This is a genomic window from uncultured Nisaea sp., assembly GCF_963974195.1.
In the GTDB taxonomy this organism is placed as follows: domain Bacteria; phylum Pseudomonadota; class Alphaproteobacteria; order Thalassobaculales; family Thalassobaculaceae; genus Nisaea.
The window spans coordinates 1-13354 of the sequence record NZ_CAXBDC010000040.1; the positions used below are offsets into that span (position 1 = coordinate 1).

At 60.8% G+C, this 13354-nt stretch carries 12 protein-coding genes and 1 pseudogene; 9 read left to right on the plus strand and 4 right to left on the minus strand.

Features of this window, described 5'->3' with window-relative positions:
- The 4 genes and pseudogenes from AAC126_RS10580 to AAC126_RS10595 form a co-directional block, all read right to left on the minus strand.
- A pseudogene (locus tag AAC126_RS10580) lies at window positions 1-469 on the minus strand (hypothetical protein); the annotation flags it as partial.
- On the minus strand, window positions 466-1362 hold the full coding sequence (locus AAC126_RS10585) for a branched-chain amino acid ABC transporter permease (RefSeq protein WP_339853106.1): 897 nt from the start codon (window positions 1360-1362) through the stop codon (window positions 466-468). The gene AAC126_RS10585 and the pseudogene AAC126_RS10580, both read right to left, overlap by 4 nt.
- Before the next feature lie 103 nt (window positions 1363-1465).
- Window positions 1466-2719, minus strand: a complete 1254-nt coding sequence (locus tag AAC126_RS10590; protein WP_339853108.1) for an amino acid ABC transporter substrate-binding protein — start codon at window positions 2717-2719, stop codon at window positions 1466-1468.
- A gap of 159 nt (window positions 2720-2878) precedes the next feature.
- Window positions 2879-3715 (minus strand): nitroreductase family protein, encoded by an 837-nt coding sequence (locus AAC126_RS10595; RefSeq protein ID WP_339853111.1) that lies wholly within the window; start codon window positions 3713-3715, stop codon window positions 2879-2881.
- A 479-nt stretch (window positions 3716-4194) separates the two neighbouring features.
- Here AAC126_RS10595 and AAC126_RS10600 point away from each other — a divergent pair, with 479 nt between their 5' ends.
- The 9 genes from AAC126_RS10600 (at window position 4195) to AAC126_RS10640 (ending at window position 13148) form a co-directional block, all read left to right on the plus strand.
- Window positions 4195-5631, plus strand: coding sequence for an amidohydrolase family protein (locus tag AAC126_RS10600; RefSeq protein WP_339853113.1), 1437 nt, complete (start codon window positions 4195-4197; stop codon window positions 5629-5631).
- Window positions 5632-5751: 120 nt separating this feature from the next.
- Window positions 5752-6486, plus strand: coding sequence for a 2Fe-2S iron-sulfur cluster-binding protein (locus AAC126_RS10605; protein WP_339853115.1), 735 nt, complete (start codon window positions 5752-5754; stop codon window positions 6484-6486).
- Complete coding sequence (locus AAC126_RS10610) at window positions 6486-6815, plus strand: succinate dehydrogenase (protein ID WP_339853117.1); 330 nt, start codon at window positions 6486-6488, stop codon at window positions 6813-6815. Before AAC126_RS10605 ends, AAC126_RS10610 begins: the two co-directional genes overlap by 1 nt.
- Window positions 6812-7153, plus strand: a complete 342-nt coding sequence (locus AAC126_RS10615) for a succinate dehydrogenase (RefSeq protein ID WP_339853120.1) — start codon at window positions 6812-6814, stop codon at window positions 7151-7153. The genes AAC126_RS10610 and AAC126_RS10615 overlap by 4 nt, the downstream gene beginning before the upstream one ends.
- Complete coding sequence (locus AAC126_RS10620; protein WP_339853121.1) at window positions 7150-8907, plus strand: FAD-binding protein; 1758 nt, start codon at window positions 7150-7152, stop codon at window positions 8905-8907. Before AAC126_RS10615 ends, AAC126_RS10620 begins: the two co-directional genes overlap by 4 nt.
- 99 nt (window positions 8908-9006) lie before the next feature.
- On the plus strand, window positions 9007-10311 hold the full coding sequence (locus AAC126_RS10625; RefSeq protein ID WP_339853123.1) for a DUF3422 domain-containing protein: 1305 nt from the start codon (window positions 9007-9009) through the stop codon (window positions 10309-10311).
- Window positions 10312-10745: 434 nt separating this feature from the next.
- On the plus strand, window positions 10746-11228 hold the full coding sequence (locus AAC126_RS10630; RefSeq protein WP_339853124.1) for a hypothetical protein: 483 nt from the start codon (window positions 10746-10748) through the stop codon (window positions 11226-11228).
- 67 nt (window positions 11229-11295) lie between these two features.
- Window positions 11296-12432: a YaaC family protein gene (locus tag AAC126_RS10635; protein ID WP_339853125.1), complete on the plus strand. Its 1137-nt coding sequence runs from the start codon at window positions 11296-11298 to the stop codon at window positions 12430-12432.
- A gap of 122 nt (window positions 12433-12554) precedes the next feature.
- Window positions 12555-13148: a hypothetical protein gene (locus AAC126_RS10640; RefSeq protein WP_339853126.1), complete on the plus strand. Its 594-nt coding sequence runs from the start codon at window positions 12555-12557 to the stop codon at window positions 13146-13148.
- Window positions 13149-13354 lie beyond the last annotated feature (206 nt).

A 13354-nucleotide genomic window follows, 5' to 3' on the forward strand; every position in this document is an offset into this window, starting at 1 on the left:
CGCCGACATAGCGCCAGCCGCTGACCAGTTCCGCCACGGCCACGGCAAGGCCGAGAGTGCCGATGGCGAAATAGGGTCCGCGCAGCCCGAGCATGAACGGCCCGACAATCAGCGCGAACACCGTCGCGGCGACCCCGCCGAAACCGATACCGAGCAACAGGCCCGTCCAGTATTGCGAGACGGTGAAGTCCACCTTGATGGCACCGAAGGCCGCCGTGTATTCCATCACGTCATAGACGAGACCGATCTGCACCACGGCCGAGGCATACATGCCGATACCGAAGAAGGCGATATTGCCAAGCGAGTTGTAGCCCATCTGGCCACCAGTCATGTCCCAGGTGACGGCCATCAGAACCATCAGCCACATCACCGCCATCTGGCTGGTAAAGGCCGGGAACAGCAGCGGCACGAAGATGCCGGCTGCGATCAGACCGGCATAGACACTCATGTCGAGATTGCGCGCCTTCATCGAACCACCTGCCGAAGTCTGTAAAGCTGAACCAACCGGATCATCAGAACCACGACCAGCAATCCGACGACGGCGGCGATGGCGAATTCCGCACCGAACACGAAACCGGCATAATTCTCCCAGATTCCGAGACCGAAGCCGGCAATGATGACACCCGGCAGATTACCGAGGCCCGCAGCCGTTACGATGATGAAGGACCGGATCGAATGAACCAGCCCGTAGAACGGCTGGATGTTCCAGATCATCGCCACCAGCACCCCGGCGGCGCCGCAGATCGCGGCGTTCAGGGCAAAGGTAAAGGCATAGACCCGGTCCGTATTGATGCCGAGCACCCTGGCCGCGCGGGGATCCTGCGCCGTCGCCCGGATCGCCTGCCCCATGCGCGAATTGCGCATGAACAGGATCAGTCCGATTGCGAGGACCGCCGCCAGTCCGAGACTGACAAAACGGATCACCGGAATGCTGAGATCCCCCATACTCAATGTGCCGAAGCCCGCTTCGGCGATCCGTACTTCGGGGCCGAACACCAGGTTCAGGGACTGCTGGATCAGCAGGCTGAGCCCGAAAGTGGCAAGCAGCGAGGTGAACATGTCCCGATCCACGACCCGCTTGATGATCGTGATGTAGATCACCCAGCCGAGGGCGAACATCAGGACAAAGGCCACCGGCAAGGCAACGATCGGGTGAATTCCCCATAACGTCGCCTGATAGGCCAGATAGCCCCCGAGAATCACAAGCTCGCCCTGGGCGAGGTTCTTGACGTTCATAACTCCCCAGACAAGCGCCAGACCGTAGGCGGCAAGCACGAAGATGCCGCCGATCAGCAGTCCCTGGACCAGCAGGTCCACGGCGAATATCGGCGCCTGGAAGAGGATTGAAATATTGTCGAGCATGGAGCGCTCAGCCTTTCATCCTGGTGGCAGCCGAAAGACGGCCCGCCATGAGAAGGAGGCGCGGCGGAGGGAAAGCCCCCGCCGCGCCCAACATGTCAAAGGCTCAGTATTTAGGCTGACGCGGATGCCGGACCTTGGACGAGGCCCATTTCGTCGGCGCGACCACGTTGTATTCGCCGTCCTGGATCTGCCGCAGCACCATCGGTTTCGCGATGTTGTTGCCTGCCGGCGAGAACTTGATCTGCCCGTAGAAAGTCGCCAGATCGGTGTCGGCAATGGCATCACGCAGAGCTTCGGTATCGAAGCTGTTGGCCCGCTCGAAAGCATCCTTCCAGACCTGCACCGCCGCAGAGGCCTGCGCGGCCTGATACGGAACGGTCTTGTAGCTCGGGTAGGTTTTCTTGAAGAGCGCGTCATATTCGGCGGCTGTGCCGAACAGATCATCCTTGTAGCTCAACGTTTCAGACCACTGTGTCGGGCAAAGGATACCCTCCATAGGGCCGGCGCCGAAATTCTCGGTGATCTTCGCCGACTCACAGTGAGTCATGGCGATCATCGGTACGTCGAGCTTCAACTCGCTGATCTGCCGACCAGCTGTCACGGCACCTTTGGCATGACCGGAAATCACCAGAAGATCCGGTTTCAGCGCCCGCACCTTTGTCAGGGTCGAGGTCATGTCGGCCAGGTCACGCGGCAGCTTGTCGTCGATGACGATCTTCATGTCGAACTTCGCTGCGTCCTCGACCACACCGGCCCGGACATCCAGCGAGAACGGATCGTTCTCGAAGGCCAGCGCGACCTTGACGTCGGACGGTTTCTTACCCGCCTTCTCCGCAAGTTCAGCCGCCAGGGCGACGGCACTGGCGAGATACAGCTCGGAGGTCGAGAGCACCGCGAACATGTAGCGGTAGCCCTGGGTGAAGAGCGACCGTGAGGCGCCTTCAGCCTCGATCATCGGGATCTTGTATTTCTCGGTAACCGGCGCGATCGCCTTGGTCAGGCCGGAACTGTACGGGCCAAGCATAAATTTGACGCCGTCCTGATTGATCAGGCGCTCGGCAAGCTGCGCACCGCGAGCCGGAGTCGACTCGTCGTCATAATACGCGATCTTCATCTTGTAGCTCTTGCCGCCGACCGTCACGCCGCCAGCATTGTTGATCATGTCGAGTGCGAGCTGGTACCCGTTCTGCGTATCGATGCCGTTGGTGGAGTATTTGCCGGTCAGTGACATCGCCGCACCGAGCGTAATGGTATCCCCTTCGACCTTCGCGTCGGCGGGTGCCGCAGCGAGACCGAGTGATGCCGTCAACGCGGCCGCAATCGTAGCGGCACGCAAATCCATTTTCTGGAAACGCATTTCAAGTTCCTCCCTTGTCCTAGGAAGGCCGCAGGCACATGCCCTAACCGCATTTTTTGTTTTTCTGGCGGCGCGAACTCCCTATTGGGTGAAACGTTAGGTAATCCCCCCTCGCAACGCCAGCCTTTTTTCCGCAATGCGCGAAGTGCAAGTCATGCATCACTCAAGATTGAAACCTTTACCCTTTAAATATTTGGCTAATTGCTTGCGCTCCGGTTTTGAAACTTGACGCGCCTTGTCTTCCGACCATCCGTAATCTTGCGCCAGCCCGTATTCGCCAACCAATCTTTGTTTTTCATCCGGAATTTGAAACCGCGCGCTGCGGCGGGCGTCATACCCGGAAATTTCCTGTTCAAGGGCGCTGTCGTCATAACGATCCGTATGAACGAATACCGAAGGCGGCAGCCGCAGGCTGATATGCCCCGCGCCGGCCGGCCAGCCGAGACAGAAGCCGCAGATCGGGAAGACGTGATCCGGCAATTCCAGCAGCTCGGAAACTACTTCGATATGGTTCCGGACCACACTGATCGGACACCCGCCAAGCCCGACGGATTCCGCCGCCCGGATGAAATTCATCAGCACCAGCCCGGCATCGACCGCCGCGTTCAGCACGGAATCAAGATGGTCGTTGGCAAAGCTCTTGCCGCGCATCTCCGAGACCTTGCGGATACGCCTGTTATCGGCCAGGAAAACCATGAAGACGGGCGCGTCCGCGATCCACGGCATCTCCGGCATCAGCGCCTCGATCTTCCGGCGCTTCTCCGCGTCCCGCACGATCAGCACACCGGACTGCTGCAGGTCCGATTTGGCCGGGGCCGAGAAAGCCGCCGCCAGCAGCACTTCCAGAAGATCCTCCGCCACCGGGTCCGGTTTGTAGCGGCGATGGGAGCGGTGCCCGAGGATATGGGCAAGATCCCCCTCGGCCGGCATGTCCCGGCCCGCCTCCACCGGCAGGCCAAAGCGGTCTTCCATCAAATCGGCGATTGTCTTCGTCACGGTCCCGTCCCTCCTCTTCGGATGGCCGAGAGTAAGCAGGCCCTGCGCCCACCCGCAACACCCCCTGCAATGCTCCCCGCAACGTAATGCAACCTGCGGTGTCGCACGGGGCGGTTCACGAAAACCTCTCCGCGCCTTGACTCATCCGGCTTAATCGTGACGAATCGATCGCCCGCCGACAGGCTCGCGCCGCTCTCATGGAGGAAAACGGTGTCTGACAAATCTGATTTCGAGAACCGAAATCGTCAGGATATTTTCAAGCGCCTCGGAATGACGGAACTTGAAAGCCCCGGCCTTCCTGCCGACCCGGCAGCGGAAGGAACCCGATCACCCGAAACCGGCGGCAAAGGCCCTTGCCCGGAACATCCTCTCGGCAACGATCTTTTTTACGTCCTCAGAAACGCGTATCGTCCCTGACCGGGCCGTTCTCCGGCCATATGAATATTCTTTAACTCCAAGTTGTTTGCCGTGGAGAGACGATGCGCAATCTTGTGATAAGCGGCGGTATCGTCGTGACGATGGATTCCGGACGACGGGTTGTCGAGGGCGGCACGGTGCATGTCCGGGACGGACGGATTGCCACCATCGCCGGGCCGAACGAAGCCATCAGCACAACGGACAGCGCGGAGATCATCAATGCCGCCGGTATGCTGGTGCTGCCGGGCCTGATCGACGCCCATGCCCATGCCGGGCACGCGCTGGTGAAAACCCTCGGCAGTGACGATGGCCAGGCCTGGTTCGATGCCTGCCGGCAGATCTATACGCTCGGCTCGGACGAGGAATTCTGGCGCGCGGATGCAGCTCTTTTCGCTCTTGAGCGAATCAAGGCGGGCGTCACCACCGGCGTATCGATGCTGGGCGGCGGCGACAGTATCAGCAGAACCGATCATCTAAGTTTCGCGGACGCGCATTTCACCGCCATCAAGCAGGCAGGCACCCGCGCCATGCTCGCCGTCGGGGCCAACCGGCCGCCCTTTCCGTGGCGTTTCAGGGACTGGGATCACGGCGAGAACGAACGGGATATCAGCTTCGAGCGGCAACTCGACGTCAGCCGGAAGATTGCGGAGAAATGGCACGGAGCGGAGAGCAAACGGCTTTCGGTCGCGATCACCTATCCCGTATCTCGCCTGGACGAGCCCCTGCCGGAGGGCGTTACGGCCGATCTGGTGACCGAGCATGCGCGGCAGGTCCGCGCCCTTTCGCGCGAGTTGGGCCTCCGCTTCACCCAGGACGGTCATCGCGAAGGCAGTATCGCCTATGCTCATAACGCGCAGGATCTGCTCGGCGAGGATGCCTTCCTGTCTCACTGCACCAATCTGACCGAGGCGGATATCGCTGCGCTGCGCGAAACTGGTGCCAGCGTCGTGCACAACCCGTCCGCCGTCGCTTCGATCAAGGGCCGCTGCCCGGTGCCGGAGCTGATCGATCAGGGCGTGACCGTCGCTATCGGCTCGGACGCGCCCGCGCCGGATCGGTCCGGAGACATGATCCGACACATGCAGCAGGCCATGCATTATCACCGCCGCCATTTCCGTGACGATCAGATCCTGCCGCCCGGGAAGGCTCTGGAGATGGTGACCATCGATGCCGCGAAGGCCATCGGCATGGAGAACGAGATCGGCTCGCTCGAGGCTGGCAAGAAAGCCGACATCGTGCTGCTCGACCTCCGCAAGCCGCATCTGGTGCCCGCCAACATGCCGCTGCACCGGGCGATCTATTTTGCCAACGGCGCCGATATCGACACGACCATCGTCAATGGCAAGGTCCTGATGCGCGGCCGGGCCGTCACCAGCCTTGACGAAGGCAGCGTGCTGGACGCAGCGGACGCTGCGATTGCCAAGGCGCTGGAACGGACAGGCCTCACCTCGCTGCTGGAGACCCGCTCCGGCTTCTGGGGCCAAAGCCGCTACGACTAGCCCCTCTGGGACTAACCACCGGGACTAGCTGCCGGGACTGAACCGGACTTTTTCCACGAGCGGCTCTATCCGCCATCCGATTTCGGCGCCACACTCCCCTGATAAAAATGGAGTGGTGGAATGCAAGACACCGCCGATAGGGAAGAAATGCTGAAGGTGGAGATCTGGCGCGGCCGTGATGATGGCGCGCTCCGGACCTATCATGTGCCGCGCCGGGAAAGCCAGACCGTGCTGGACGTAGTGACCTGGGTGCAGCGGAACGAAGAACCCGCGCTGGCCTACCGCTTCGCCTGCCGGGTCGGCATGTGCGGCTCCTGCGCCATGCAGGTGAATGGCAAGCCACGCTGGACCTGCCGGACCCACGTCTCCCGCGTTGCCGAGGACGGTCATCTCAGGATCGAGCCGCTGGCCAACCTGCCGCGGATCAAGGATCTCGCCACCGACATGGCGCCGTTCTTCGAGAAATGGCAGGACGCCCGCGGGAGGCATGAGCCAACCCGGACCCGGCACGAGCCGATGGCCCCGGTCTCGTCCGAAAGCCCGGCCCGGAAAGCGGCGAATGCCGGGATCGAATGCATCAATTGCGCAGTCTGCTATGCCGCCTGCGATGTGGTCGGCTGGGACGAAAACTATCTCGGACCCGCTGCTCTGAACCGGGCCTGGACCCTCGCCAACGATGAACGGGACGCGGACAAGGCGGGCCTGCTCCGGGCGGTCTCCGAGAGTGGCGGCTGCCACTCCTGCCACAGCCATGGAAGCTGCGTCGAGCATTGCCCGGTCGGCCTCAACCCCACCGCCGGGATCGCCGGACTGAAACGGATGACGCTCGCCGCCCTGATGAAAGGCGAGCTCTGATGCTGGAAGCCCGCCTTTATCTGCTGCAACGCGCCAGCGCGATGATACTGGTCCCGCTCCTGCTCGCCCATCTGGTGATGATCCTCTATGCCATCGAAGGCGGACTCTCGGCCGAGGAAATTCTCGGCCGGACCCGGGGCAACCTGCTCTGGGCCGCGTTCTATGGCCTGTTCGTGACGGCGGTGGCGCTGCATGCGCCGATCGGGTTGCGCAATATCCTGCGGGAATGGACCGGCTGGCGCGGCCGCTCCCTCGATTTCGCCACGCTCGGCTTCGGCGCCCTGCTGTTTGGTCTCGGTCTGCGCGCCGTGCTGGCGGTGACGGCATGATGCGCGCCTCGCGGAACCATCCCGGCTGGTGGGCGGCACTCGGCCACCGGCTTTCCGGCCTCGCGCTTGCGCTCTTCCTGCCGGTGCATTTCCTCGTGCTCGGTCTGGCGCTGGATAGTGACGCGGCGCTCGACAGCATGATCGCCTGGACAGATCAGCCGCTGGTGAAAGTCGCCGAATGGGGTTTGGTCATGCTGCTGACCCTGCATCTCGGCTTTGGATTGCGGGTGCTGGCACTGGAATTCCTGCCCTGGCGCGATCCGCTGAAAACCCTGATTTCCCTCGGCGCCGGCGCGTCCGTGCTGGCCGGGATACTGTTCTGGATCGTCGCGCTATGAGCCAATCTCTTGAGACACTCCGAACCGACATCCTGATCATCGGCTCCGGCGGGGCCGGGCTGATGGCGGCGCTGCATGCATTGCAGGCGGACCCGGATCTGGACGTCACCATCGCGGTGAAGGGGCTGATCGGCAAATGCGGCTGCACCCGGATGGTGCAAGGCGGCTACAACGTGGCGCTGGCGCCGGGCGATTCTGTCGAGCGGCACTTCATGGACACCATCGTCGGCGGCAAATGGCTGCCGCGCCAGGATCTCGCCTGGAAGCTGGTGGACAAGGCCGTGGAGCGGATTCACGAGCTGGAAAACGAGCTCGGCTGCTTCTTCGACCGCAACCCGGATGGCTCCCTGCATCAGAAAGCCTTCGCCGGGCAGAGTTTCGACCGGACCGTGCACAAGGGCGACCTGACCGGGATCGAGATCGTCAACCGGCTGATGGAGCAGGTCTGGGCGCGCGGTGTGAACAAGCTGGAGGAACATCGCGCCATCGAGCTGATCCCGGCCCGGGACGGCAGCGGCATCGCCGGGGTTCTGCTGGTGGATATGCGGACCGGCCAGTATCGCTATGTCGAGGCCAAGGCGGTGCTGCTGGCGAGTGGTGGCGGGCCGACCATGTATCTTTATCACACGCCGTCGGGCGACAAGGCGTGCGACGGCATGGCCATGGCGCTCCGGCGAAACCTGCCGTTGCGGGACATGGAGATGGTGCAGTTCCACCCGACCGGATTGCTGGCGGGGACGGATACGCGGATGACCGGGACCGTGCTGGAAGAAGGGTTGCGGGGCGCCGGCGGGTATCTTTTGAACGGCGCGGGCGAGCGCTTCATGAGCCGCTATCATAGCCACGGAGAGAGGGCGACGCGGGACATTGTCAGCCGGTCTATCTATTCGGAAATGCGGGCCGGAAATACCACACCAAACGGGGGTATTTTTATTGAGATGGCACATCTCGGTCCGGAGAATGTTGCTAATAAATTCAAGGGGATGGTCGAACGCTGCGCCGATTGCGGCTTCGATCTGGCCGGCGGACGTGTGGAAGTTGTGCCGACCGCCCATTACATGATGGGCGGCGTCGAGTTCGAGCTGGATTGCGGCACCGGCCTGCCCGGCCTGTTCGCCGCAGGCGAGGATTGCGGCGGGGTGCACGGCGCGAACCGGCTCGGCGGCAACGGCGTTGCCAACTCCACCGTCTTCGGCGGCATCGCCGGGGAGAGCATGGCGGCGTATGTGCAAACCGCAAGCGCCGCCTGGCGCGAAGCCGACAAAACTGTGCTCGAAGCCGGCATTTCCCGTGCAGAACGGCCCTTCAAAGCGCGCGGCGGCGACCTTTCCGACCTGCGCGAACGGCTCAGCCACTGCATGTGGGACGATGTCGGCATCCTGCGCACCCGCGACGGGCTGCGCGCGGCCCTGACCGCGCTCGGCGACTTCCGGGCGGAGCTGCACGAGACCGGCCTGGCCGACGGCGACCGGGCCTTCAACCTGACCTGGCATGACTGGATGAACCTGGAGAGCCAGATCGATACCAGCGCCGTCATCGCCACCGCCGCGCTCGGCCGGGAGGACAGCCGCGGCGCCCATTTCCGCGAGGATTTCCCGGAGACCGGCGCGCTGGAAGAGACCTGTTTCACCCGCATCACTCAGTCGGACGCCGGGCTGGCGCTGGACATGGTGCCGGTGGATTTCTCCATCGTCGCGCCGGGCCAGTCGCTGATCGAGGATGAGGCCGGTGCGCCCCCGACTGCAGCGGAATAAATACGGGGAAACAGACGCGGCGTCTCGCCCCATAGGCGAAAGTGCCTCACCGGGTTACTTTACAGATGGACCGGCACTTCATGTGAAGGGTGCTGAAGAGTGAAATTTCATCCCGAACGGGACTCGCTGACCCTGGAGCTGCACGCAAGGCCGATCCGGCCGGTGCGGGCGCCGCTCCGCATCAGCCATATCGGTTTCGGCACCGGCGAGCATGGCGGCGACCGGGATTTCGAGGATCTGGTCGCGCTCTGCCGCAAGTTCGGCACCGCCGAGCCCTCCGCCGACATGAAGCATTTCACCGCCGATCTCGGCCCCTTCACGGTGAAATGGGAGCGGCATACCGAGTTCTCGACCTACACCTTCCTGCGCGAGGAAAATTTCGACGCGCCGTTCGAGGAGACCGTTTTCGGACTGCTTCCGGCGGACTGGAAAGAGGCGAAGTTCGGCGAGGTCATGGTCGCCGTGCATCTCGCGGTCGCCGACGGCATGGAGACGCCGCTCGACATCAACAAGCTGTCCCGCTGGTTCGACGGCAACGAGGTCTTCGCCAATCGCATGGAGAAAGCCAATCGCGTGGAGAAGGAACAGGTCGAGATCTACGGCGATCTCCGCACCCACGATGACGGCTTCGACCGGATGTATCTGCGCACCGGCGATCTCGGCCCCGAACTGCTTGGCCAGACCGTGCAGCGGGTGCTCGAGCTCAACACCTACTGGCGCCTCGCCCTGCTTTCCCTGCCGATCGCCCGCGAGAGCAGCCCGAAGCTGGAACGGATCGAGCGCGGCCTCGCCCGGATCGCGGCGGAGCTGGCCGACGGCAATCAGGACCGCACCGACGAAAGCCTGCTCGACCCGCTGGCCCAGCTCTCGGCCGAGCTGGAAACCATCATCGCCAGCTCGAGCTACCGCTACCGCGCCAGCACCGCCTATTTCGAGATCGTCGAGGGCCGCTTGCGCCAGCTCGGCGCGGTCAGCCTGAACGGCTATATCCATCTGTTCGACTATCTGATGCGCCGGATCGACCCGGCCCTGCGCACCTGCTGGTCGGTGCAGAGCCGGCAGGAGGGCATCTCGAAACGGGCCTCGCGCCTGTCCAGCCTGCTGCGCACCGGCATCGAGGTGAAGGTGGAGCGGCAGAACCGGGACCTGCTCGACAGCATGAACCGCCGCGCCGCCCAGTCCCTCGCCATCCAGCGCACGGTCGAGGGCCTGTCCGTGGTGGCGATCAGCTATTACGCGGTCAACCTGCTGAAATATCTGCTGGAAGGCATGGTGAAGGCGCACCTGATCAGCGTCGATCCGACCATCGTCTCAGCCGCATTCCTGCCGGTGCTCGTCATCGCGCTCTGGTTCAGCCTGCACCGGCTGACCCGGCGGGCGCTGAAAAAGCCGGACGGGAAATAGCCGCCGCTCAACGCATGTTTTAGTTGTTTGTATTTTTTCAAGCCGACTGATGAGCACCATGTGAAGACTGTATGAGCAGCGTCGGGAGAGGTGCTATGCCGCGCAGTTCATGCATGAGCTCCGTCTGCGGTCAGCGATACGCTGTTCGCGCAATAGAGGAGGCGCGCCTGGTGGTAAAAATCTGACGCTTGGTGCCCGCTGGGAATGGCGGGAACCGAGCCATAGCGGTCGTTGGCGCTGAGCGATGCGAACGGCTACGAAGCGGGCAAAACGACCGGTCTCCTATTTTTTTTCCAACTGCCGAATTGGGTAAACAGCGGGCATTTGCAGGTACAGCTTTATTGGCATTCACAGTAAGGCGAGCCGTTCTCACCCATGTTTGCCCAGTGCGCGCGATCATTGCCATCGTCCTGATGCCGAAGCATAACAGGGGCATGGACAGCCTTAGCACCAAGTCGATTGCCGATCTGCTCGCCCTGCATGCTGCCATCATGGAGGAGTTGCGGGCGCGCGACGTGCTGCGATCAGCGAATAACCCCACCGGTGACCTTGCCGAGTATGTGTTCTGCGTGGCCTTCGGTTGGGCGCAAGAAAACAACTCGGCCAAGGCCTTCGATGCGACGGGCGACGACGGGACGCGCTATCAGATCAAGGGGAGGCGCATCCATCGCCGGAACAGGTCGCGGCAGCTATCCGCAATCCGTGATCTCGACGGGTTCGACATCCTCGCCGCCGTCCTGTTCGATGACGATTACTGCATCATGCGGGCCGCATTGATCTCGGCTGCCGTCGTCCGCGAGCATTCGACTTACATCGAGCACACAAATAGTCACAAGTTCCTGCTGCGCGATGCGATATGGGATGCCCCCGGCGTCATCGACGTGACCGATCGACTGCGCGAGGTCGAGTGCGCATAGAAATCTCCCTTTAACGCCCGTGCTTTTCAGGCTTTAGTTGTCGAATAGCTAGGTTCGGGAGGCGTAGATGAAATGGTTCGATGCTCGAGAAGGCGAAGTAGTTCACATTCGAGGAAGGCCAGCAACATTTTCGTTCTTCCCGACATATCAGGGCGCGAAGCGCGAAGGCGTTCACTCAATCCTCTTTGCGACTGAGCCTTGGAATATTATCCAAAATAATCTCGAAAAACTGAGTGATGCAAACGCAAAGCGGCAAGCGCTCGCCTTCCTCGTTCAAAGTCGCGATTTCTTCACCGCTGCCCAAAACTCAGACGTAAGCGCGGCGAAACCCCTATTGCTTTATTATTCATTCCTGAACCTTGCGAAATGCCTTATCGTCAAGCGCAGCGGAACGGCATTGAGCACAGTTCGTCATGGTCTATCGGAACAGTTGCCAGTCACTGCTGGGGCGATACATGGCCACGTTTCAATCGATATTCTCCAAAATCCCAGTGTGAGCGCATTCGTAATGTTTGCGAACGCTATCGGAGCAGCGCTTCCGACACCTGCCGCCCCAAGCACACACTTTCGAATGAGGTCACAAGGCTTCCTCGGCCAGGTTCTGATCGGACATCGCATTTTCTGTCAGGCTGAAACTATCAAGGAGAGGTTCATAAGCTTGGATCGCATTGAGTACATGCAAGACGCGACCGCGCAAGAAGCGTGGCTTCGGGTTCGGGCCTATGCCGACGACTTCACCCGCCTCGGATATCGCCTCAATGACCTTTCGAAAAACCTCGGTGCCGCGGGCGCGTGGCGGAACGTAAATTGTTCAACGATCATTGATGGCAGACGCATCATTGAAGCCGAGACGATTGCAACTACTCGCTACGGCCACCGCCCATCGCAGGTCTTGTCGCAGATTAGCAATGATGCGCGGTCGCAACTTTGGCGGAGCGTCACGGCCTACCCGCCATACCGTAAATACTACATCTACATACCCAGCCCTGCGCAGACGCTGCTAAGTCAACTCCTGACCATATATTTGGCAACTTTCTACTTTGGTTCAATTACACGCTATAAACCGGAGCAGTTCGAGCAAATATTGAAAAGCCCTATCGGGCCATTCGTTTTTGAATTCTTCTCCAACCAGCCAACACAGTTTCTCTATTTGATGGCGTCAGAATTTATGGAGCAGGAAGTGGCAAAAGCAGCGATCACCTGATTTCTCGACTGGCGAGAACATGTGCGATGGATCCGGGAGCAGAAGAAGGTTCGTTTCTCCAGCTAGACTCACGTAGGCCAATCGATAGGCTTGTTGGATGACCAGCCATTGTGAGGAAATCGATGCCGCAGCCCGAAGAACAAAAATCTCAGATTTTCATCCTGATCGTAGATGAAACCTATGGCGGTGATGAGGAAACGTGGGAAGAAGACAGTGAACGGTTTAGACGGGGGCTTGAGTGCGAATTTGACTGTGAATTCGTGGAAGCGAACATTGGTCCTGGTGCTGACATACCCGCGTTCTTGACGATCTTCGCAACGACGCCGGTTCCACTCTGGACTGTGCTCTTGGGCACTTTTTTTCTGGGCAAACCTATAAATGAGAACCTTGCGGCTTGGTCAGAGATCGGCAGCAAAGTACGGTCATTTTTTGGAAGGCAAGTTATACTTGCGCGAAACGGCGCAGCTGCGATTGCCGTCGAAGCTGTCTGCGAAGAAATGGGCGGTTTACCCAAAACGGTTCGGCTCTTGAGCTATCGTGCAGGACACATTGGTGACGGTGAAAGCATTGGCGACATCCCTCGAAGTGACAGCATTCAAGAGAATGTTCCGACGCTCAATCTCGGATATGTTTGTCACATTTTTGAAATCGAGGCTGACGGCGTCCTGCACAGGGTAACCGTCGATGGAAAAAAGACAGAAGTCTTGAAGCTCTAGCCGAACAACTGAAATAGAGCACATGTCCAGATTTTCGAGCCCCCCCAAAGCGGACGTTCAGATCTGAGAAGCGAGCGCTCACTTTGTCCGCTATAGCCGACTTTAGCGCACGTCGCCGCGAAAGACCGCCTTCCAGCCTACAGAGCCTGATGACTTATTCGGTAGGAAGCCAACAGGAGCAGATGTTACCGCAAAATGCGGTTGTC

Bases quoted from the DNA above. Each gene is read 5' to 3' on its own strand.
- AAC126_RS10585 (WP_339853106.1), bottom strand. From the start codon at position 1,362: ATGCTCGACAATATTTCAATCCTCTTCCAGGCGCCGATATTCGCCGTG.
- AAC126_RS10590 (WP_339853108.1), bottom strand. From the start codon at position 2,719: ATGCGTTTCCAGAAAATGGATTTGCGTGCCGCTACGATTGCGGCCGCG.
- AAC126_RS10600 (WP_339853113.1), top strand. From the start codon at position 4,195: ATGCGCAATCTTGTGATAAGCGGCGGTATCGTCGTGACGATGGATTCC.
- AAC126_RS10605 (WP_339853115.1), top strand. From the start codon at position 5,752: ATGCAAGACACCGCCGATAGGGAAGAAATGCTGAAGGTGGAGATCTGG.
- AAC126_RS10610 (WP_339853117.1), top strand. From the start codon at position 6,486: ATGCTGGAAGCCCGCCTTTATCTGCTGCAACGCGCCAGCGCGATGATA.
- AAC126_RS10615 (WP_339853120.1), top strand. From the start codon at position 6,812: ATGATGCGCGCCTCGCGGAACCATCCCGGCTGGTGGGCGGCACTCGGC.
- AAC126_RS10620 (WP_339853121.1), top strand. From the start codon at position 7,150: ATGAGCCAATCTCTTGAGACACTCCGAACCGACATCCTGATCATCGGC.
- AAC126_RS10630 (WP_339853124.1), top strand. From the start codon at position 10,746: ATGGACAGCCTTAGCACCAAGTCGATTGCCGATCTGCTCGCCCTGCAT.
- AAC126_RS10635 (WP_339853125.1), top strand. From the start codon at position 11,296: ATGAAATGGTTCGATGCTCGAGAAGGCGAAGTAGTTCACATTCGAGGA.
- AAC126_RS10640 (WP_339853126.1), top strand. From the start codon at position 12,555: ATGCCGCAGCCCGAAGAACAAAAATCTCAGATTTTCATCCTGATCGTA.